General features: G+C 47.9%; 17 protein-coding genes. 5 read left to right on the forward strand and 12 right to left on the reverse strand.

Annotated elements, in window-relative coordinates:
• Positions 1-13 precede the first annotated feature (13 nt).
• The gene (gene miaA / locus AC5JR3_RS00195; RefSeq protein ID WP_495841834.1) at positions 14-940 is read right to left on the reverse strand and encodes a tRNA (adenosine(37)-N6)-dimethylallyltransferase MiaA; all 927 of its coding nucleotides are present in this window, start codon (positions 938-940) and stop codon (positions 14-16) included.
• Between the two features lie 195 nt (positions 941-1135).
• Between miaA and gyrB the strand changes: the two genes are divergently transcribed.
• Both gyrB and AC5JR3_RS00205 read left to right on the forward strand, forming a co-directional pair.
• The gene (gene gyrB, locus AC5JR3_RS00200; RefSeq protein ID WP_495841836.1) at positions 1136-3079 is read left to right on the forward strand and encodes a DNA topoisomerase (ATP-hydrolyzing) subunit B; all 1944 of its coding nucleotides are present in this window, start codon (positions 1136-1138) and stop codon (positions 3077-3079) included.
• 348 nt (positions 3080-3427) lie between these two features.
• The gene (locus AC5JR3_RS00205; protein ID WP_495841838.1) at positions 3428-4144 is read left to right on the forward strand and encodes a biliverdin-producing heme oxygenase; all 717 of its coding nucleotides are present in this window, start codon (positions 3428-3430) and stop codon (positions 4142-4144) included.
• 193 nt (positions 4145-4337) lie between these two features.
• On the opposite strand, the gene AC5JR3_RS00210 is transcribed toward AC5JR3_RS00205, so the two are convergent.
• The 3 genes from AC5JR3_RS00210 to petC form a co-directional block, all read right to left on the reverse strand.
• Entirely contained in the window at positions 4338-4694 is a 357-nt protein-coding gene (locus tag AC5JR3_RS00210; RefSeq protein WP_495841840.1) for a Mo-dependent nitrogenase C-terminal domain-containing protein, read from the reverse strand.
• A gap of 332 nt (positions 4695-5026) precedes the next feature.
• Positions 5027-6019: a cytochrome f gene (gene petA, locus AC5JR3_RS00215; protein WP_495841842.1), complete on the reverse strand. Its 993-nt coding sequence runs from the start codon at positions 6017-6019 to the stop codon at positions 5027-5029.
• Positions 6020-6175: 156 nt separating this feature from the next.
• The gene (gene petC / locus AC5JR3_RS00220) at positions 6176-6718 is read right to left on the reverse strand and encodes a cytochrome b6-f complex iron-sulfur subunit (protein ID WP_495841844.1); all 543 of its coding nucleotides are present in this window, start codon (positions 6716-6718) and stop codon (positions 6176-6178) included.
• Positions 6719-6958: 240 nt separating this feature from the next.
• Here petC and AC5JR3_RS00225 point away from each other — a divergent pair, with 240 nt between their 5' ends.
• The gene (locus AC5JR3_RS00225) at positions 6959-7267 is read left to right on the forward strand and encodes a DUF3067 family protein (RefSeq protein ID WP_495841846.1); all 309 of its coding nucleotides are present in this window, start codon (positions 6959-6961) and stop codon (positions 7265-7267) included.
• Positions 7268-7280: 13 nt separating this feature from the next.
• Here AC5JR3_RS00225 and AC5JR3_RS00230 read toward each other — a convergent pair whose 3' ends face one another.
• The 3 genes from AC5JR3_RS00230 to AC5JR3_RS00240 form a co-directional block, all read right to left on the reverse strand.
• Positions 7281-7619, reverse strand: coding sequence for a tRNA-binding protein (locus tag AC5JR3_RS00230; RefSeq protein WP_495841848.1), 339 nt, complete (start codon positions 7617-7619; stop codon positions 7281-7283).
• A 62-nt stretch (positions 7620-7681) separates the two neighbouring features.
• Positions 7682-8458: a twin-arginine translocase subunit TatC gene (tatC, locus tag AC5JR3_RS00235; RefSeq protein ID WP_495841850.1), complete on the reverse strand. Its 777-nt coding sequence runs from the start codon at positions 8456-8458 to the stop codon at positions 7682-7684.
• A gap of 157 nt (positions 8459-8615) precedes the next feature.
• Positions 8616-10814: a lytic transglycosylase domain-containing protein gene (locus AC5JR3_RS00240; protein WP_495841852.1), complete on the reverse strand. Its 2199-nt coding sequence runs from the start codon at positions 10812-10814 to the stop codon at positions 8616-8618.
• A gap of 168 nt (positions 10815-10982) precedes the next feature.
• Between AC5JR3_RS00240 and AC5JR3_RS00245 the strand changes: the two genes are divergently transcribed.
• On the forward strand, positions 10983-12458 hold the full coding sequence (locus AC5JR3_RS00245; protein ID WP_495841854.1) for a leucyl aminopeptidase: 1476 nt from the start codon (positions 10983-10985) through the stop codon (positions 12456-12458).
• A gap of 144 nt (positions 12459-12602) precedes the next feature.
• Here AC5JR3_RS00245 and AC5JR3_RS00250 read toward each other — a convergent pair whose 3' ends face one another.
• From AC5JR3_RS00250 to AC5JR3_RS00270, 5 genes are all read right to left on the reverse strand, one after another.
• Entirely contained in the window at positions 12603-13670 is a 1068-nt protein-coding gene (locus AC5JR3_RS00250) for an LOG family protein (RefSeq protein ID WP_495841856.1), read from the reverse strand.
• 329 nt (positions 13671-13999) lie between these two features.
• Positions 14000-14323: a thioredoxin gene (gene trxA / locus AC5JR3_RS00255; RefSeq protein ID WP_495841857.1), complete on the reverse strand. Its 324-nt coding sequence runs from the start codon at positions 14321-14323 to the stop codon at positions 14000-14002.
• A 446-nt stretch (positions 14324-14769) separates the two neighbouring features.
• The gene (locus AC5JR3_RS00260) at positions 14770-15933 is read right to left on the reverse strand and encodes a GuaB3 family IMP dehydrogenase-related protein (RefSeq protein ID WP_495841859.1); all 1164 of its coding nucleotides are present in this window, start codon (positions 15931-15933) and stop codon (positions 14770-14772) included.
• 182 nt (positions 15934-16115) lie between these two features.
• Positions 16116-18086, reverse strand: a complete 1971-nt coding sequence (locus AC5JR3_RS00265; protein WP_495841861.1) for a flotillin family protein — start codon at positions 18084-18086, stop codon at positions 16116-16118.
• A 150-nt stretch (positions 18087-18236) separates the two neighbouring features.
• A complete protein-coding gene (locus AC5JR3_RS00270) occupies positions 18237-18956 on the reverse strand; it encodes a DUF1449 domain-containing protein (protein WP_495841864.1) in 720 nt (239 codons plus the stop codon).
• Positions 18957-19406: 450 nt separating this feature from the next.
• Between AC5JR3_RS00270 and AC5JR3_RS00275 the strand changes: the two genes are divergently transcribed.
• Positions 19407-19649, forward strand: coding sequence for a hypothetical protein (locus AC5JR3_RS00275; RefSeq protein WP_495841866.1), 243 nt, complete (start codon positions 19407-19409; stop codon positions 19647-19649).
• The last annotated feature ends 59 nt before the right edge of the window (positions 19650-19708 follow it).

Consider the following 19708-nt stretch of genomic DNA (forward strand, 5'->3'; position numbering starts at 1 on the left):
CAATGAAGCGTCTCTAGGCAATGTTTATAAACTCCTGCACTCGCTGCCAAACTTTCTCTAATAAATCCGGTTGCTGCACGTCAAACCAGTCAATTTCTGGAACGGCTTTAAACCAGGTGCGCTGACGTTTGGCAAATTGGCGAGTGTGCAAAACGGTTAATTCTTTAGCTTCCGATAAGGAAATTTCTCCGTTTAGATATTGCTTCACTTCTTGATAACCTAAGGTATTGAGCAAAGGTAAATCTGTACCATATTTTTTACAGAGAAACTCTACTTCTTCTACAAACCCCGCCGCGATCATTTGTGCGGTACGTTGCCCGATGCGGTGGGTGAGGTGGGAAGGTTCACAATCTAAGCCGATTTGCAGAATGGGATAGTTGGGTGGATTTTCGCCTTGCTGCTCTGAAATTGGCTTTCCGGTGACATAAAATACTTCTAATGCCCGTAATGTCCGCACTTTGTCATTCGGGTGAATTTTCTGAGCAGCGACGGGATCAACCTGTTGCAAGCAGGCGTAAATGTAGGTTTGAGTCAGAGAAGCTAGCTGCGATCGCAACTCAGCTTGAGGTGCGACTCTCGGAATTTTCAAGCCCCTAGTCACCGAACGAATGTATAAACCCGTACCACCAACTAGTAGGGGAGTTATTCCCTGTTGATGAAACTGGGTAATCAAGGTTTGCGATCGCTGCTGATAATCTGCCAATGTCATCGTCTCTGTTGGTTGACAGATATCTATTAAATAGTGCGGTACCAACTGTTGTTCAGCCACCGTTGGCTTGGCAGTGCCAATGTCAAACTCCCGATACACCTGCCGCGAATCTGCACTCAAAATAGTCGCACCTAGCCGTTGTGCCAACACCAAAGCTAGCCCCGACTTCCCCGTCGCCGTCGCACCGCAAACCACAATCAGAAGTCTTTCGTCCCTCTTGTCCCGCGTCATCCTTCACACTTCATCCTTGTCTACCGCTCTCCCTAGCCTAAGCGCCCCGAAATACCCCTGGGTTCATCCCCTCATTAAACTGCTCATAAGAATGCCCTAGGGCAGCCTACAACCCTTTTGTGTTAGAATTTATGAGTGTTTTCCCCTTGGAGAGTCAACTATTGGCTCTAAGCTTATATTCGGAGAATTCCTTTCATGACTAGCAGTTATAGTGCCGATCAAATCCAAGTACTGGAAGGTCTAGAACCCGTCCGCAAGCGTCCTGGAATGTATATCGGCTCTACAGGGCCACGGGGACTTCATCATCTAGTTTACGAGGTAATAGATAACTCTGTTGATGAGGCATTAGCAGGACATTGCAGCCACATCGAAGTAGATCTGAATGCCGATGGTTCTGTTACCGTCACTGACGATGGTAGAGGCATTCCTATCGACATCCACCCCACAACAGGCAAGTCGGCACTAGAAACCGTCATGACTGTTCTGCACGCCGGAGGAAAGTTTGGCGGTGGAGGTTACAAGGTTTCTGGAGGATTACACGGTGTGGGTATTTCCGTCGTCAATGCTCTATCAGAATGGGTAGAGGTGACGGTGTGGCGGGATAAACAAGAACACATCCAACGCTTTGAGCGAGGCATTCCTGTTACAGAGCTGCAAGTTAAACCCCTAAAGGTTCCCCGTACAGGCACATCTGTCTCCTTCAAACCTGATACCCAAATCTTCATCACTACGGGTATTGAGTTTGACTACACAACGCTGACAGGACGCATTCGTGAGTTGGCGTACTTGAATGCTGGTGTCAGGATTACCTTTAGCGATTTGCGCTTAGAGTTACTCAAAAATAACGAACCACGGGTAGAAACCTATCACTACAATGGCGGCATCAAAGAATACGTCGCCTACATGAACCGAGACAAGCAACCGTTGCATGAGGAGATTATTTATGTCTCTGGAGAGCGCAACGGTGTGCAGGTAGAAGCGGCGTTGCAATGGTGTACTGATGCGTTTACGGATAATTTGCTGGGCTTTGCCAATAATATCCGCACCATTGATGGAGGGACACACCTAGAAGGGCTAAAAGCTGTTTTGACGCGGACAATGAACACCTTTGCCCGCAAGCGAAACAAGCTCAAAGATAACGAACCCAACTTGGGGGGTGAAAATATCCGCGAAGGCTTAACTGCCGTGATTTCCGTCAAAGTTCCCGATCCAGAATTTGAAGGGCAAACCAAAACCAAGCTGGGTAACACCGAAGTCCGGGGAATTGTGGACTCTTTGATCGGTGAGGTTTTGACGGAGTACCTGGGGTTCAATACCGCCGTTGCTGATGCGATTCTCGACAAAGCCATTCAAGCCTTTCGAGCAGCGGAAGCAGCACGGAGAGCCAGAGATTTGGTGCGTCGCAAGTCGGTGCTGGAATCGTCTCCGTTACCAGGTAAGTTGGCAGATTGCAGTTCAAGAGACCCCGCCGAATCAGAGATCTTTATCGTGGAAGGAGATTCCGCTGGTGGGAGTGCAAAGCAAGGAAGAGACAGACAATTCCAAGCGATTTTGCCCCTGCGCGGTAAGATTCTCAACATTGAGAAAACCGACGACGCCAAGATTTATAAGAACGCAGAAATTCAGGCGTTGATTACAGCACTTGGCTTGGGGATTAGGGGAGATGAGTTTGACTCCACGCAACTACGCTATCACCGCATCGTGATTATGACGGACGCTGACGTTGATGGGGCGCACATCCGCACGCTGTTGTTGACGTTCTTCTATCGCTATCAGCGATCGCTTGTCGATCAGGGCTACATTTATATTGCTTGCCCACCTTTATATAAAGTAGAGCGCGGACGCAATCATTACTATTGCTACAGCGAGCGCGAACTCACAAACTTGGTTCAAAATGAGTTCCCGGCAAACGCCAACTACACCATCCAGCGTTTCAAAGGTTTGGGTGAAATGATGCCCACCCAGTTATGGGAAACCACAATGAACCCCCAAAGCCGGACGCTTAAACGGGTGGAGATTGAAGACGCAGCAGAAGCTGATCGCATCTTTACTATACTCATGGGCGATCGCGTTGCTCCTCGTCGTGAATTCATCGAAACCTATGGTTCAAAACTGGATCTAATGGACTTGGATATCTAAAAATCGTCAGTTCGCGCCAAAGCTAACAAAAATTTGCGCCAAAGATAGAAATTGATTTAAGTACGGTTAGGTGTAGTTTCCCTAACCGTATTTTGTTTTACAGGGCAGTTTTAGAAGACATAATATTGACGATTAAACAACATTAGATACAGGCGGGATTTTGATTCGTGAAGGCGAGATCCCCGACTTCTTAGAGAAGTCGGGGATCTGAGGAGTCAATAGTGCATTAGTAAACATTCTTAATAAAATCTCTCAGTAAATCAGACTATCCTAAGCCTTTAGGCAGTTTAGTCTTTTCGTAAAGGCTGATGCGCCTGCCTTGTCAACTTTAAGGACAGAAAATTTAGTATGAGCGTAAACTTAGCCACCAAGTTACGTGAGGGCACCAAAAAAGCTCACACAATGGCGGAAAACGTTGGGTTCGTCAAATGCTTCTTAAAAGGAGTTGTTGAGAAAAACTCTTATCGGAAGTTTGTCGCTAATCTCTACTTTGTCTATTCAGCGATGGAAGAAGAGTTGGCACGCCATCACGGGCATCCGATCATCTCAAAAATCGACTTTCCTCAGCTGCATCGCAAGCCCAGCATTGAGCAGGATTTGTCCTTCTACTACGGTTCCAACTGGCGCGATCAAATCTCGCTCTCACCTGCTGGAGAAGCTTACGTCAATCGCCTGCGGGAAATTTCTGCTGCTAATCCCGAATTGCTAGTTGCCCATTCCTACACTCGCTACCTAGGTGATTTATCGGGAGGGCAGATTCTCAAAGGGATGGCTCAACGAGGTATGAATTTAAATGAAGGAGAAGGTATAGCCTTCTACGAATTTGAAGACATTGCTGATGAGAAGGAATTCAAAACCAACTATCGGCAAACCTTGAACGACCTACCTGTTGACGAGGAAACCGCCGAGCGGATTGTCGAGGAAGCCAATAATGCCTTTGGTATGAACATGAAAATGTACCAAGAACTCGAAGGCAATTTAGTTATGGCAATTGGACAAATTCTGTTCAATACACTGACACGCCGCCGTCGTCGGGGTGGGACAGAACTGGCAACAGCCGAGTAAACTGTGACAGCTTTGTTCTAAATTTTCGCTTCAATTCAACTAATTTTGACAATCCTGGAAACTTGGTGATGATGCCACTACATCAAGTTTCCAGGATTGTTAGTGTTTTAACCCAAATTCTATACTTATCGTCGCAGGCTCAAGCCTGGGGCTACAAAAAACTTAGCCCGCCTACGCAGACTAAGGCTTGTCGTTAGGAGATGTAGGACTGGATATCTTCACCACATCGATCGACTAGATAACACAGGGCGCGAAAGCGCAGACTGACTAACTGATCGTAGAACGGGTTAAGTTTACACAATGGGGGAATGTGAGCGATGAGACGACCGAAGAGTTTGATGTCGCGCTCGAAAGGGCATTGAGCCGGAATTACCTGGGAAAGAAAGCGAGCAAACTGCGCGTCGTCAATCTCTACTCGATCGAGCCAGTGGCGGATAGGTTGCAGTAAGTCTAAACGTCTCTTTAGCCTTTGTGGCGGCTCAGAAGGCAAGCTATGGAGGGAGACGCTTGCTAGGTTGGGTGTACTGCTTTTATCTTGTGTCAATGTCATAAGTCTGTACTGAAGAAGCGTTAGTAAGGTGTGCGGCTAGGCGCGTCTTGCGTTGCTTCTTAGCTAAGGATTGACTGTTCTTCTTACGACGATACAGACGGAATCAAGGGGTTAGGTAAAGGGATGAAGAAGAATCTACAACACCCTAATGAAGCTTTGATGAAAGATTAAGAAGGGTTGACAATTACGGAATATATGTGCCTTTAGGAGGAGGCGATCGCTCTTAGCAATTTTCTCCCCATCTCCCCTGCTGAAAGGCTGTCTGCATCTGACAAAAAAAAGGACAGGCATTATACCTGTCCCTAAACTAATTAGCCGTGTGTGAGGCAAAATTAGAAGTTCATTTCGGCAGCTTGTACCTTTTCAATTTGCTTCTTCTTCAGCACGAGCAGGGTTTGAGACAAACCAATTGCCGCTAAGAAAACCATCAGCCACTTAATCCGGGCAGGGTTTTGCAAGACCACTTCCGCATCTACCTGACCAAATCCACCGACATTAGGATTGTTCGTCAAGGCTTCACCAGCCACCACAGTTTGTCCTTCGGAGACAATCAGTTCTGGCCCAGTAGGAATGGTCTCAGAGACAGTCTGAGCGTTCGCTGTTTGAATGGTCACTTCATAGCCACCATCTTCCTGCTTGGAAATTTGAGTGATTTGTCCGTCTTGAGGAGCGTTGTAGACAGTGTTATTGCTCTTGTTCCCGGCAGGATAAACCTGACCGCGCCCACGGTTAGCACCGACATGAACAGCATACTTGCCGTAGTAGAGACCCTTAGTCGTATCGGGGTTAGGAGAAAGAACAGGGAAAACAATTTCTTGGTACTGCTCGCCTGGTAGCGGGCCGACAATGAGCCAGTTTTCCTGGTCTTCGCTGTAGGGTTGGAAGTATACTCCTCCGACTTCTTCCTTCATCTCTTCTGGAATTCGGTCTTCAGGGGCAATCTTAAAGCCTTCGGGCAGCATTACGACAGCACCGACATTCAGTCCACCTTTAGAGCCATCACCTAAGACTTGCTGTGTATTCAGGTCGTAGGGAATTTTGACAACAGCTTTAAATACGGAGTCTGGCAAAACTGACTGAGGAATTTCCAACTCAGCCGCTTTTGCGGCTAGGTGACAGTTGGCACAAACAATTCGTCCTGTTGGTTCGCGAGGAGTTTCTGGAGCAGTTTGCTGTGCCCAGAAGGGATAAGCCGCAGCCGATTGAGGAACGGCAAGGTCACTGGTGAAGAAAAAGGCGATGGTCGCCAGAACAAGCGCGATAGTTTTACTGATGATCCGCTTGCCAAGGAAGTTACGCATCACCGATACAGAGGGTGTTCTCATCTTTAAGCAAAAACTCAAAACTCGAAAAGGAATTGGGGAATTGGGGAATTGGGGGATGGGGTTATAAGTCCATTAGATGGATGAGTTTTAAGTCAGAAATGTCTTTGAGGCAATTTCTCAAAACTCAAAACTTTGCTTAGTCCCTAATCGTTTGATTTAAGTCCACCAGGGATCTTCCTGGGTGCGGAAGTCTTGCTCAGTCCAAGGAGTGAAGGCAATATTATCGTCTTCTGTCACCGTGGCGTGCACCAGTGCTAGAGATAGAGGAGCGGGCCCGCGTACCACTTTACCAGTGCTGTCATACTGAGAACCATGACAAGGACACATGAACTTGTTTTCGCTGTTATTCCAGGGAACAACACAACCTAGGTGAGTGCAAACCGCGTTGATTCCGTAGTTGGCAATCGATTCATCCTCTTTCACCACAATGTAGGTAGGGTCACCCTTTAAACCTTGAGCGAGAGTGCGATCGCCAGCATTGTGATTCGCCAAAAAATCGCTGACGACGATGTTGTTGCCTAAAGCATCTTTGGCTGTAACACCACCACCAGCACCACCAGTGGAAGGAGGGACGAAATACTTGACAACTGGATAGAGCGCTCCTAATGCAGTGCCCGTAATTGTTCCAAATGTCAAGAGATTCATGAATTGACGACGCCCCATATCGGGAACGTCAGCAGAACCGGAAACTTGAGCCATAACTGAACGCCTGAGGGTATATTTTTTTTAACTACTTGGGAGAAATTCCCAGACTTTTTTAATCCCTGCTTTTTCAATGTAGAGCGATTTCAATTGTCAGCAGGGATGCCACAAGCCCTTCAGGAGAAGGATTTACAGCTTGCGCTTAGGGTATTATTACATTCTTTTACACCGTATCATGAAGTCAAGAAGCGTCACATTTGTAACAAAATGTAAATTTAAATTAAATAAAGAAAGACTATGACGGGACAGGACTTGCGCCAACTCCTGCTCAATAAGTGGGGCTACTCTTATGACATCCAGATCCGGCGTACTCAGGGTAAAATCTTCCTGCAAGTGATGTGGAAATACTTAGAGCAAGCATCTTTTCCACTCTCAGAAGCAGAGTATATAGAGCATCTCAACACAGTCACCAGTTATCTTCATGCTTGGGGCGGAACGTTGCAGGTACAAGACTTTATTGAAAAAACCCGCGAACGTCCGAGATTGGGTAAAGCGGTAAGCTTTCCTCTAGAACTAGGTGAGCGAGCATCAGAATGGTTGCTTTAGTTATTCGTGATTGTTAAAAAATTCTTTTACCCAAAGGAACATCTCTGTCGGGTTGAAGCAAGGCTATACACTCGCCTTCATCTTCTACTACACCCAAGACAAGAACTTCCGATATAAAATCGGCAATTTGACGAGGTGGAAAGTTTGTAACCGCCAAAACTAATTGCTCTTTTAGAGCTGATTTTTCGTAGAGGTTAGTAATTTGAGCGCTAGATTTTTTGATCCCTAAATTACCAAAATCGATCCAAAGTTTGTAAGCGGGTTTGCGTGCTTTAGGGAAATCTTCGACTTGAATGACTTTGCCAACGCGAATTTCAACCTTCTCGAAATCACTGAACGTAATTTTTTCCATCTTTTAATTACGCCTCTTCGAGCAGATGTTGTTATTTAAGCCTCTTAGGAATTCAACTCAAGTTACCGCCCTACAAGTTTAACCATGCCAATTCCGCCGAAGTAAAGGGCGAGAACGGCACCTGCGAGGAGGCTTTGGGTAAGGGGGTCTGTCGAGGGAGTTAGTACGGCTCCTACCACTGTTGAACCTAAAACAACGATACGCCAACCTGACAACATTTGCTGAGAAGAGACAACTTCCAAATAGCCTAGTAAAAGCTGAATAATCGGGATTTGAAAGGCTAAACCCGTGCTGAACATTAACAGCAAGACAAACTCAAAGTATTTATCAATTGACCACAACTGCTCGACAACATCTGCTCCATAGCTAATGAAGAAGTTCAACGCAGCAGGAATTAAGGCGATATAAGCAAATGCTAAGCCAACAAAAAATAGAACCGTTGACCCTAAAACTATAGGGGCAATTAAGCGTCGTTCGCGGCGTGTGAGTCCGGGTAAAACGAACTGAATAATTTGATAAAGGATAAAAGGGCTAGAAAGGAGTAATCCACTGTATCCAGCAACTTTTAGTGAAACAAAAAAGTATTCTCCTGGAGCCAGTTGTAGAAATTTTACTCCCTGCGCGGGGACTTCCAGCAACTGAACGATGGGTCTAACAAAGAAAAAACAGCCAACTATCCCAACGGCTGCCGCAATTAGCGAGTAAAAAAGTCGCTGTCGTAACTCTTCAAGATGGTCGAACAGGGACATTTCGACATCATAGGGCAGCTCATCAAAAGACGAGTCTTCCGTTGTGTCTGAGTCAGATTGGCGGGCAGTTTCTACGTCTGAAGGCATCATCAGTTAGAAATTAATGCAGTTCGTTGACTATTGTATCTGGGTCAACAGGTTAGCGTTGGTATCCTCCCCTGCTCTCCTGCCCTAAACAATCTTAAATGTGAAAAACCTACAGCTATGAGGGGGAAAGAATCCCCCATGACAGCAGAAAAAAGGGAAATTAAGGCAAAAGGACAGTGGACTTGCGACTTGTATACTGAGAAACGATTTGAGCAACTTCAGGGTTGTAGAGCCGCAGATAATTCCAGTAGTTGGAAAATACGGATTCTACATATCCCTTGGTTTCGGGAAAGGGAATGGCTTCGATAAACGTGTCTGGGTCACTTAAGCCGTATTTGGTTACCCACTTAGAAACATTACCTGGCCCAGCATTGTAGCTAGCCACGGCTAGCAGAGAGTTGTTGTTGTACTCTTGGTGGGTAAAGTCTAGATACCAGGTACCCATCTTGACGTTATCGTTGGGGTTTTTTAGGTTGTATTGCTGGAGTTGAATTTTTTCAGCAATCCAACTTCCTGTTCCCGGCATTACCTGCATCAGACCCGTGGCACCCGCAATTGAGCCAATTTCTGGCTCAAAGCGCGATTCTTGGCGGATCAGTGCTGTAACGAGTAAGGGATTGAGTTGCCGTTGAGCAGACCAATTAACAATTGGCTCTAAGAAGGGGAAAGGAAACAAAGCGTGCCAGTAAGCAGGGTCTTGGCGGAGAGCCAGCCATTGCGATCGCTCTTCGGGAGTTTCTCGCTGGTTCAGATTCCAAACTTTGTCAATTCCAATCAGATGTTTCCCAACCGCTAGTTGCATTAGCCCATCGGTAAACTGCTCATCAACCGTTGGCTCTTTCAGGTTTGTAAATTCCGCCTGCCAAAGCCTCCAGGCATCCTGGTCTTGTCCGAGTTGATAGAGTTCTTTGAGGGAGGCGGAACCAGCGCGAGGAAGCGATCGCACTGGCGGGCGAATCACCTGAGGCTCTAGCTGCCGTACTGTAGTAAAGTCACCAACATTCCACCCCAAAAAGGCAGCGGAACGCCAAGCATAGTAGGACTCTGGGTAATGGGTAAGCACATGCTCAAACATTTCCCGTGCTTCCTGTTGACGACCCAGCTGATTTGCCCATCTCCCTGCCCAAAATGCGGCTTCGGGAGCCAAATCACTTTCTGGGCTTTGCTTGGCAATTGGGGCTGCCCATTGCCATGCGGCTTGCCAATCTCCTGTTGCGGCTAGTCGCTGTGCCGCTTTCCAACGATAATTAGCGGCGGCATTAGAACTGGCGTACTGAGTCAACACGGATTGACGGGCTTGAGTCGCAGATTTTGAACTCCCTAAAGCTTCCAAAATATCAGCTTTAGCTAGCAAAGCTTCCGGGGCTTCCTCAGGAAAATTGCTAATTGCCTGATCAAGATAGACGATCGCTTCATTGGACTTTGAGAGGCTCGCAAGGCGTCTCAATGCCAATCCGCTTTCTTTCGCCGTTGGAAACGTTTTAATCAGATGTTGGTAAGCGACTTTGGCGCTTGTGCGTTGATCTCCAAGGTGACGCCCCCGCCCAGCCCGGTAGATATTTTTGGGAGTTGGGGGGGCTTTGGCATAGGCATCCCCGGCTTTGCCATATTCCCGCGTTTCCCAGTAGCCAAAGGCAACGGCTTCCCAAGCTTCTGGGGTTAGTCCTGCGCCATGCTGAGAGACTAAGCGATCGCGAACACCGCCCATGCCCTTGGTAAGGGGGTCGTGTTTTGCCAGGAGGAGGAGCAATTGCGACTGCTGAGGATTTTCCTTTAAACGTTGGCGAACAATCTCGTGGGTACGGGGATGACTGGGAAATTGGGCGATCGCCTGATTCCAGTATTCCGGATTCGACTTACCCAAAACATACAGTGCTTCTGCTGCTACAGGTTGGTCGGAATAGTTCTTTAGCAGCTCTTTCCAGGCACTCTGCGCCTTGGCGCTATCACCCATCACTTCGTAGGCTTGAGCGCGTTTCATGGCTATGTGAGGGGCAAGCACGGGGTAATCGGACTCCAGCCCTTCCAGCCATACGAGCGCTTTTTCCCCTTGCTGTTGTCGAATTAAATCTGTTGCTAAAAGATAACGGGCGCGGGCGCGGTCTAAAGATTTATCTACTGAGGCAATTTCTGCAAGGCGTGCCGCCCGTTGCTGAGGTGGCAGCGATACCAGGGGCAGCACTGCCGATGGTGGTGCTATTTCTGTGGGTTGCAGTGGAGTGGCGGTTTGTTCGTTACCCGTCCAGCGGTCTAGTAGCCCTGTCATCTTCAGTGTTAACAGTGAAGAGCCAAGTAGCGCGCAGACCAATACTCCTGTTCCTACTGCCACAGGAATTTTGTTTGTTCGTCCTTTTAGCATTAATCCGAACTCGCAAGTCTCTGTGTAGATTCCCTGAGACTTTAGCATTTTTGCGCTGGTGTGAGGGGTTTGTTCTTAATTTTTTCCAGACTTAGGACTAACGGCACTGCCCTTAGAGTTTTGAGCAATACTGGTTTACAGGTAGTTAAAGAATAATGAAGATTAGGAATGGAAATTCGAGCGACTGAGACACCAATTTTAGAGTGGAGTGGAGATGCCCTCGCGATTGGATTATTTGAAAATGCCGTTGAGTTGAACGGTGATTTGCCAGCCTTAGATGAAAAGCTGGCAGGTACCCTAAAAGAATTAATTGGCGAAACAGAATTTGATGGCAAATCCGGCAGCAGTGCCGTGACGCGGGTGGGGGCAAATAGCCCGATTCGTAAAATCATCTTGGTGGGACTGGGTCAGTCTGACGCCTTGACGTTGGATAGTCTGCGAAATATTGCCGCCGCGATCGCTAGGATCGCGAAAAAAGAACGCGTTAAAACGTTGGGTATTAGTTTAGCGATCGCGGCGAACGATCCGGCTCTCACAGCTCAGGCAATTACCGAAGGAATCCTGCTTGCCCTGCACCAGGACAATCGCTTTAAGTCAGAACCAGAAGAGAAAGCGGCGAAACTCGAACGCCTTGATTTAATTGGGCTGGGGAGTCAAGACAGCGCAATTACCCGTGCTAAACAGATTGGCGATGGCGTGATTCTGGCACGGGAATTAGTCTCTGCCCCACCCAACTCCCTCACCCCAATGAAAATGGCAGAAACTGCTGAGGCGATCGCCTCAGAACACGGTTTAGCGCTAGAAATTCTCGAACAGGAAGACTGTGAAAAGCTAGGAATGGGTGCGTTTTTAGCTGTTGCCCAAGCCTCGGATCTACCCCCCAAATTTATCCACCTCACCTACAAACCGGAGGGGACTCCCCGCCGCAAGTTAGCCATTATTGGCAAAGGTTTAACCTTTGACTCTGGCGGCTTGAATATCAAAGGCGCAGGTAGCGGTATCGAGACGATGAAGATGGATATGGGTGGCGGTGCTGCCACCTTAGGCGCAGCCAAGGCAATTGGGCAATTGAAACCCGATGTCGAGGTTCACTTCATCAGCGCTGCCACCGAGAACATGATTAGCGGCAAGGCAATGCGCCCCGGCGACATTCTCACCGCTTCTAACGGCAAGACTATTGAAGTCAATAACACCGATGCTGAAGGACGCCTGACACTAGCCGATGCGCTAGTATTTGCTGAAAAACTGGGAGTGGACGCGATCGTCGATCTAGCAACCCTCACAGGAGCTTGTATCGTTGCCTTAGGGAATGATATCGCCGGGCTGTGGTCAACCGATGAGGCTCTAGCTGCTCAACTCAAAACCGCCGCTGAAGAGGCTGGCGAAAAATTCTGGCAACTGCCAATGGAAGAGAAGTACTTCGAGGGATTGAAGTCCCCGATTGCGGATATGAAGAATACCGGCCCCCGTGCTGGCGGTTCGATCACGGCTGCCCTCTTCCTGAAGCAGTTTGTTCAAGAAACACCTTGGGCACACCTAGATATTGCAGGCCCAGTTTGGGCAGACAAAGAAAGCGGCTGCAACAATGCCGGAGCCACCGGCTTTGGAGTTCGTACTCTCGTTAACTGGGTAACTGCCAGTTAGGAGGAGCAGGGGGGTGGGGGTGCAGGGGGCAGGGGAGCAGAGGAGCAGGGGAGAACCTCTTACCTCTTACCTTTCATACTTCATACTTCATACTTTCTCCCCGACTCAGGACTCACCGACTCAGGACTCAGGACTCCCTTTACCCTACTTCTTCTCTGGGTGGGCAGCTTCTGGCGCGGTTGCCGCCATTTCGTTGATGGTGGCAATCAGTTCATACAATCGCCCTAAGTCTCGTTGATTGAAGTACAGTACTAAGCGCGGTAATTCTGCGGTTTCATCTTTGGCTTCTTTGGGCAGTGCCTGACTTTTTTCGATTTTCCCTTTCACCAAAATGTCGCTAAATTCGACGTTGAGTTGCTCAACTTGTTCGTCGGACAGTTGTGACTTCAGCCGCATGACAAAGAGATCGCCAACATAGCGACTGGAGTGATAGACCCGGTAGAAGCTGTTAATCGCTTCGTAGGCGACATCTAGATTGTCGGTAATGGTGTAGAGGTTAGGGTCGCTAGGGCTAATCAAGCCGCCAGCGATTAAATTTTTGCGAATGTAAGCATCCCAATCTTGCCAGTAGGTACCTCCAGGACGGTCGATTAAAACGACTGGGATTGGGCCAGAGCGACCTGTTTGGCATAGGGTTAGGCACTCGAAGGTTTCATCCTGGGTACCAAAGCCACCGGGAAAAAGCGCGATCGCATCGCTTTCTCTGAGGAAAAATAGCTTCCGGGTAAAGAAGTATTTGAAGTCGATGAGCTTGGGATCGTCTTCAATAAAGGGATTGGCACCCTGCTCAAAGGGCAAGCGGATATTCAAACCAAAAGATTTTTCTGCACCCGCGCCTTCATTTCCCGCTTGCATGATGCCACCCCCCGCACCTGTCATCACCATGAAACCTTGCTGGCTCACGTAACGCGCAAAATCGGCAGCTAAACGGTATTCTGGGCTTTCGGTGGTAATGCGGGCTGAACCAAAAATTGTGACTTTGCGGGTATGCCTGTAGGGGTGAAAAACTTGAAAACCCCGCTCCATATCTTCTAAGGAAGTGGTTAAGATTTTCCAGTCCAGACGCTCTATATCTTCCCCAGCTAGCCGGATCAGCACTGCCAATGCCCTTTGAATCCATTTACCATGTTCCAAAGTTGGCAACTGGTTAATCAGTGCAGTCAAGTCTTTTTCAACGGATTCATTGGTAGAGGAAGGCTGAGAAATATTCATAAAAGAGCGATCGCTGACGGCATTCTATTCTATCGAGAACCATACCCCCCCGGTGACCATTTGTAGCCTTTGAGACATTTTTGCGTTTCTATCCAGTAGCGATCGCCACAAAAAAGCGCCTAAGCACGACCATGCTTAGGCGCTCTTCTTTTTAGTACAAATCAGGGCAACATTAATCAGGCGGCGCTAACTAATGCAACTAGCGAACAGATGTCCAGGCTTTCCCATATGTACGCTACAACTTGCATCGACTTTTGCAAGTTATCTAATCGGTATCAGCGTACACAGCGCACGCCGTTTTTATCCAAACTACTTTTTAGGGCTGAAAGTTATAAATACTTTTCAAGGGTATTTGCCAAGGTGGTTTTGGGAACCGCACCCACTACCATATCAACCCGTTGACCGCCTTTAAAAATCATTAAAGTCGGAATACTGCGGATGCCATATTGGCTAGCCACGTTGGGGTTTTCGTCGGTGTTGAGTTTGACAACTTTCACCTGACCGTCATACTGTTGGGCGATTTCATCTACAACTGGTGCTACCATCCGGCAGGGACCACACCAGGGAGCCCAAAAGTCAACTAGGACGGGAATCTCACTTTCAAGTACGTCTTGTTTAAAACTGGAATCTGTAACTTGTACGGCTGCTGACATGCCTGGAAATCCTTGGATGTATTATTTCTAAGTTAATTACACGCAATTTTACCATAGTGAAAACAGACGTTCTCGACCGCAAAACCTATACATTTAGACATAAATTTCCCGTTTTCGGTTGTAGGTTCGGCGTTGCCCCTGCAAAACTTAAGAAAACAAAAGGAACCGCCCGAACATAGTCCGGGCGGAGTGTGGTGTGAGGAGTGAACCACAATTTTCATTGTGGCTTTCTCTATTGTAGGCGACAGCTTTAAGTTTTCGAGGGTTCCTAGGGGCTGTCAGGATAATTTTTTTAACGACCGCAAATTTATACCCAAGGATTAGTGCGAAAACTGTCAGAGGGAGAACTGGGGAGTGGATAAAAGTAACAATTTTCTCCTATCAATGGCGATCGCCACTTCCACTTGCCCCTCCAGATTTACCTTAGTCAAGGGCAACAAGTTGGGCTACTTACCCATACCTAACTGCTGGGCTTTTTGGTAAACCTTACCCTCTGTTAGCAAAGAAGGCGCAATCACCACTTCCACTTGCTGCATTTCTTTGAGATTTTTCGCCCCCAAAGTGCCCATGCTGGTTTTCAGAGCGCCCAAGAGGTTGTGGGTACCATCATCCAATCCTGCCGGGCCCCGGAGAATTTGCTCACAGGTGCCAGTGGTGCCGACACGAATCCGCGTCCCCCTTGGCAGTACAGGACTAGGGGTTGCCATGCCCCAGTGATAACCCCGCCCAGGAGCTTCTGCTGCTCTGGCAAAGGGAGAACCAATCATCACCCCATCGGCACCGCAGGCAATGCACTTACAGATGTCACCACCCGTAATCAAGCCGCCATCAGCGATCACCGGGACATAGTTACCTGTTTCGCGGTGATAGTCATCGCGAGCCGCCGCACAATCCGCGATCGCTGTCGCTTGAGGGACGCCTACACCCAAGACTCCACGGGAGGTACAAGCCGCACCGGGGCCAATCCCCACCAACACGGCGGCAGCTCCCGCCTTCATCAAGTTGAGGCTAACTTCGTAGGTGACGCAGTTCCCCAACACCACGGGCATTGGCATGTCTTGACAAAACTGTGCCAAATCCAGAGGCGTCACTGACTCTGGTGAGAGGTGTGCCGTAGAGACAACCGTTCCCTGCACAAAGAATATGTCGGCACCCGCCGAGGCAACAGCTTCACCAAATCGACTCGCTCCAACCGGAGTAGCACTGACTGCCGCAATGCCACCTCGATCTTTGATTTGGCGTATCTGCTTTTCGATCAACTCCGGCTTGATCGGCTCGGCATACAGCTCCTGCATCAAAGCGACGAATTCTGAAGTGCCTACAGAAGCAATACGGTCTAAAATCGGTTCTGGGTCAGCATAGCGGGTTTGGATGCCTTCTAAGTTCAAGACACCCATTGCCCCTAACTCAGACAACAAAACCGCCATCCGGATATCGACTACCCCATCCATGGCACTAGCAATGATCGGAATTTCCCGCTCAATACCACCAATGCGCCAGCGAGTATCCGCCAAACTGGGGTCTAGTGTCCTGGTTCCTGGACACAGGGCAATTTCATCGATTCCGTAAGCTCTGCGAGCTGTTTTACCTCGCCCAATTTGAATATCCACGCTTGTACCCGTTCCCAACACTGTTTTGTGATAGCGTATCAAATCGGAGCGAACATCGGATTAAGAGCCAATCCGAAAATTGGATTTGGGGAATTATTAGCCCATCCTTCAGGGCAGATAAATGTAGATTTAGTTTGTAGAGACGTTCCGGCGGAACGTCTCTAATTAATGTTGAATCGTCTTTAGGAAGGCGGGGATTGTTCGGTTGTTCCGGTAGGCGTTGTGGTGGAGGGAGGAGCCATCGGCTTCTTCATGGATATCAGTGCTTGTGGTGTTTCCGGTATGGTTGGGGATGTTTTACTTGCGGGTGGTTCTGGGTTGAGGGTGCTAGCGATCGCGTCTGTAGGAATTGTGCCGTTGCTGCGAACTAGCTGACTAACCTGACCGATCAAAGAGCCGAGCTTTCCGTCCTCCAGGAAGGTGTTGATCATCGATAAGCCACTGGTGGAAAGCAGCATTTTGTTAATATCACCGATACCATTGCCATTGCCATTGCCATTACTGCCATTGCCACCGGGGAAGGCGTAAATCCGTGCATCCCCCAGCACTCCCGGCTGAGGAGCCAAGGCTTTGACAATTTCTGGTAGTTTATCTGCCAACTCTGGCCAAATGGTGGTAATAATCTTGGCACTCAGTTTTGAGTCGCTGAGGGCGTTTTCTGTTTCAACTAATGCCCGTTGACCTTGCGCTTCGGCTAAGGCTTTGTCTCGGTTGGCTTCTGCTAGGGTACGAATCGCTTCGGCTTCCAGTTCGGCGGCTTGCTGGGCAATTTCCGCTTGACGCTTGCGGCGGAAGACATCAATTTCCACAACGTTGCGATCGCTGATACTCCGTTCTTGTGCCTCTTGTTCCGCCGCAATCAGAGAAAGACGTTTTCCCCGTTCGGCTTCCTCAATCCTAGTGGCGGTGGTGACAGAAGCCTCGGCTTTGGCTTTTGCGGCATCAGCCAGGAAGCTATCGCGTTTTTTGTTAGCAACAGCGATCGCCATGTCTTCTTGTGCCAGTCGTGCCAGTCGTTCCGAATCTGCTATCTGCACTTGCGCTTGTAGCTTACCCGTATCTACCTTTTGCTGACGCACAATTTCGGCGATTTCTGCTTCTTGTTTCTGTAACGCCTGGGTTACTTTCAGCGTTTTATTGCGTTCTTCCAGATCAATATCCGCTTCAATTTGACTTTGTTGAATTGCCAGTTTTCTGCGAATTTCTTCTTCTTCAACGGACTTTTCCTGCAAAATCTTTGTCCGCCGAATTGTTGCTGCCTCTGTGTCTTTTGCTGCTTGAATTTCTCGCTCTCTTTGAGCCGTCAGGGCTTCAATTTCTAGTTGTTGAGCAAGTCTGGCACTTTCTGTTTCTTGGGCGATTCGCAAAGATTGCTTTTGAGCATCCAGTTCTTTTTGCTCAATCGTCACTTGCGTACTCAGTTCAACTTCTCTTTTTTGCTGAATCGAGCGTTGAATGGTTTCAGTTCTCAAGCGCACGCCTTGAGCATCAAAAAAGTTATTGGTATCGTAAGTATCGCTTTCTTCAATTTCAGATATCGCGATATTGTTAAGGGTTAAACCAACTTTCTTCAAGTCTTGCTGAATCAAGTTCAAAACTTCATCGGCAAACCCCAGTTTATCGGAGTCAATTTCCGCTAGACTCTTTTTCTTTGCCGCTGCCCGAATGGCATCATCTGCCCGTTTTTCCAGAGCTTCTTTAATGTCTTCGCTAGAAATTTTCCCTTGACGAGAAAGTCTTGCTGCTGCGGTCAACACATCTTGTTCATCGGGACTAATGCAGACATAAAAGGTTACCCGCATATTGGCGCGGAGGTAATCTTGAGTGCGAACCGCTAGTTTTCCGGTGCGTTCTACGTCAATCGAGAGTTCTCGTAAAGGAACGCGAGTCAGTTCATGAAATCCCGGCAGGACAATGCAGCCCCCGTAGAGAATGACTTTTTTCTCTTTAACAAAAATGCCGCCTGTTCTGACAAAGGCTTCGTTATTTGGCGTAATTGTATAAACTCTTGTGTACGCCAAGATACTTAATATCAACAAGACAACTAGTGCCCCAATTACACCAGGGAAAAAGAGAATACCGGGGCTAATCTGAGCGAGAGATACCTGTGTGGGTACAGATTGAATCGTTGAAGAATTAGTGGTTTGTGACATGGTATGACCAGGATATAAATTACATAAACACGGCTCAGGTCTTTTGCCAATTTTTCCTTAATCCGGCGTTGAGTTAGGTCAAGCAACGGCTAACCCACGCTTGGGGATTAAAGACTAGGGAATGTATTGTTCAAAGAGTTGAGAAAGTAACTAACTGAAATCTTTAGTTCGAGAAGGATTGGATAACCACTTCGCTTCATCGGAACTTTCTTTGGCAATGACGAGATAACTGTGAGGTTGTCGATCGATCACCAAGACTTGAGTTCCCCGTCCAGGAATCACGCTTGCCCAATCGGGTAATGTGGCATGAATTGTGACAAGATTACGGGCAGGATCAAGGACATCAACTTGACCGATTTTGCCTTGATTTTCTAGGGGAATTGAGACGGAACCAACAGTACCGTGGCAGCCAATTAGGCGATCGCCACTGGCATCTTCTCCAAAAGATGCAAAAATTTTCCCTAGTGGTCGGGCAATCAGGCTACCGATAAATAAGCTAATAAAGACAGATAAGACAGAAATTGCGACCGCTAGCAAACCCCTGGGAAAGTTACCTGTGAAGCTACTGAAGGCGACATTCAACATCCAGCCAATCACTCCTATGAGGCTAAAGTCAGTCGCTAGCAACAAAATTAGGGGGGCTTTCCCGATCCCCAACCACCCCAGAATCTGCCCAATACTGAAGTCGGCATCGGTGTCTGTATCTACCTCAAAAAAGTTGTCGCCAATGTCGGCATCCACATCAACATCAGCATCAACATCTAGGTCTAAATCGTCGTCTCCCCCACCGGAAACAATCACTAACAAAAACAGTAGGACTCCCATCCCCAGGAAAATCCAATAGGGTAAGTTGGCGAGGTCAAACAGCATGGGTAGATGCGATCGCGAGATCGTCCCGTTGTGATTTGTTGTTAAACCACAACCGTCCAACTACTGATTTCTGAAAAGTCGGGAAATTAGAGCAGAGTTTGAGTTCTTACTGGGTCAGTCACCACTTCTCATAATTAATTTCATCCCGCCCACCCATCGCCAAGGGTATATATAGCCGTTGCAGTATAGGTGAGAACAGTCTTAATTCCCCAAAGCCAGCATACTGGTTGCATCTTCAGCTCACCGACTCAGCACTTTGCTGTACCCCTGACTCTTCCTACTTCCCTTTATCTCCCTATAGATCTAACTAAAAGCTCATGTATCTATCCAAATCGACAGAGGTATAATGTCCGAGTCAGTAATAATTTGTAACAATACGTAACTGTTTTCTAATCACTACATTCAACTACCCCGCCCTGAAGAGGGACGAGGTTTCTTGGAGAAACTCTGATGAAATCGGCTAGCAATTACGCCGCTCCCCTACCTCTAACTGATCGCGATCGCCAAGCTCTCAACTCAATGTTTGCGGAGCTAGAGGTTGAGGTGACGTCTCAAATTGAGGCAATAGCTGAGTTTTCAGTTATGCCTCTAGAACCCTGGGAAGAAGACGGTTGGGTCGTTTGCAGTTCTTTTAAAGCATCGACTACCTCTAACGCCATATTGAGTCCGCAGGCGCTACCTCAACTGAGTTGAGGAATACATAACATTAGGGATAAGGCGATCGCTAGGCGACATCACAGGAGGTCAGGACT

Source organism: Kastovskya adunca (assembly GCF_059505785.1).

Excerpts from the sequence above, each read along its gene's own strand:
- AC5JR3_RS00205 (WP_495841838.1), top strand. The coding sequence starts at position 3,428 with ATGAGCGTAAACTTAGCCACCAAGTTACGTGAGGGCACCAAAAAAGCT.
- AC5JR3_RS00250 (WP_495841856.1), bottom strand. The coding sequence starts at position 13,670 with ATGAATATTTCTCAGCCTTCCTCTACCAATGAATCCGTTGAAAAAGAC.
- AC5JR3_RS00270 (WP_495841864.1), bottom strand. The coding sequence starts at position 18,956 with ATGCTGTTTGACCTCGCCAACTTACCCTATTGGATTTTCCTGGGGATG.
- AC5JR3_RS00240 (WP_495841852.1), bottom strand. The coding sequence starts at position 10,814 with ATGCTAAAAGGACGAACAAACAAAATTCCTGTGGCAGTAGGAACAGGA.
- tatC (WP_495841850.1), bottom strand. The coding sequence starts at position 8,458 with ATGATGCCTTCAGACGTAGAAACTGCCCGCCAATCTGACTCAGACACA.
- petC (WP_495841844.1), bottom strand. The coding sequence starts at position 6,718 with ATGGCTCAAGTTTCCGGTTCTGCTGACGTTCCCGATATGGGGCGTCGT.
- petA (WP_495841842.1), bottom strand. The coding sequence starts at position 6,019 with ATGAGAACACCCTCTGTATCGGTGATGCGTAACTTCCTTGGCAAGCGG.
- gyrB (WP_495841836.1), top strand. The coding sequence starts at position 1,136 with ATGACTAGCAGTTATAGTGCCGATCAAATCCAAGTACTGGAAGGTCTA.
- AC5JR3_RS00225 (WP_495841846.1), top strand. The coding sequence starts at position 6,959 with ATGACGGGACAGGACTTGCGCCAACTCCTGCTCAATAAGTGGGGCTAC.
- AC5JR3_RS00265 (WP_495841861.1), bottom strand. The coding sequence starts at position 18,086 with ATGTCACAAACCACTAATTCTTCAACGATTCAATCTGTACCCACACAG.
- miaA (WP_495841834.1), bottom strand. The coding sequence starts at position 940 with ATGACGCGGGACAAGAGGGACGAAAGACTTCTGATTGTGGTTTGCGGT.
- AC5JR3_RS00210 (WP_495841840.1), bottom strand. The coding sequence starts at position 4,694 with ATGACATTGACACAAGATAAAAGCAGTACACCCAACCTAGCAAGCGTC.
- AC5JR3_RS00245 (WP_495841854.1), top strand. The coding sequence starts at position 10,983 with ATGGAAATTCGAGCGACTGAGACACCAATTTTAGAGTGGAGTGGAGAT.
- AC5JR3_RS00275 (WP_495841866.1), top strand. The coding sequence starts at position 19,407 with ATGAAATCGGCTAGCAATTACGCCGCTCCCCTACCTCTAACTGATCGC.
- trxA (WP_495841857.1), bottom strand. The coding sequence starts at position 14,323 with ATGTCAGCAGCCGTACAAGTTACAGATTCCAGTTTTAAACAAGACGTA.
- AC5JR3_RS00230 (WP_495841848.1), bottom strand. The coding sequence starts at position 7,619 with ATGGAAAAAATTACGTTCAGTGATTTCGAGAAGGTTGAAATTCGCGTT.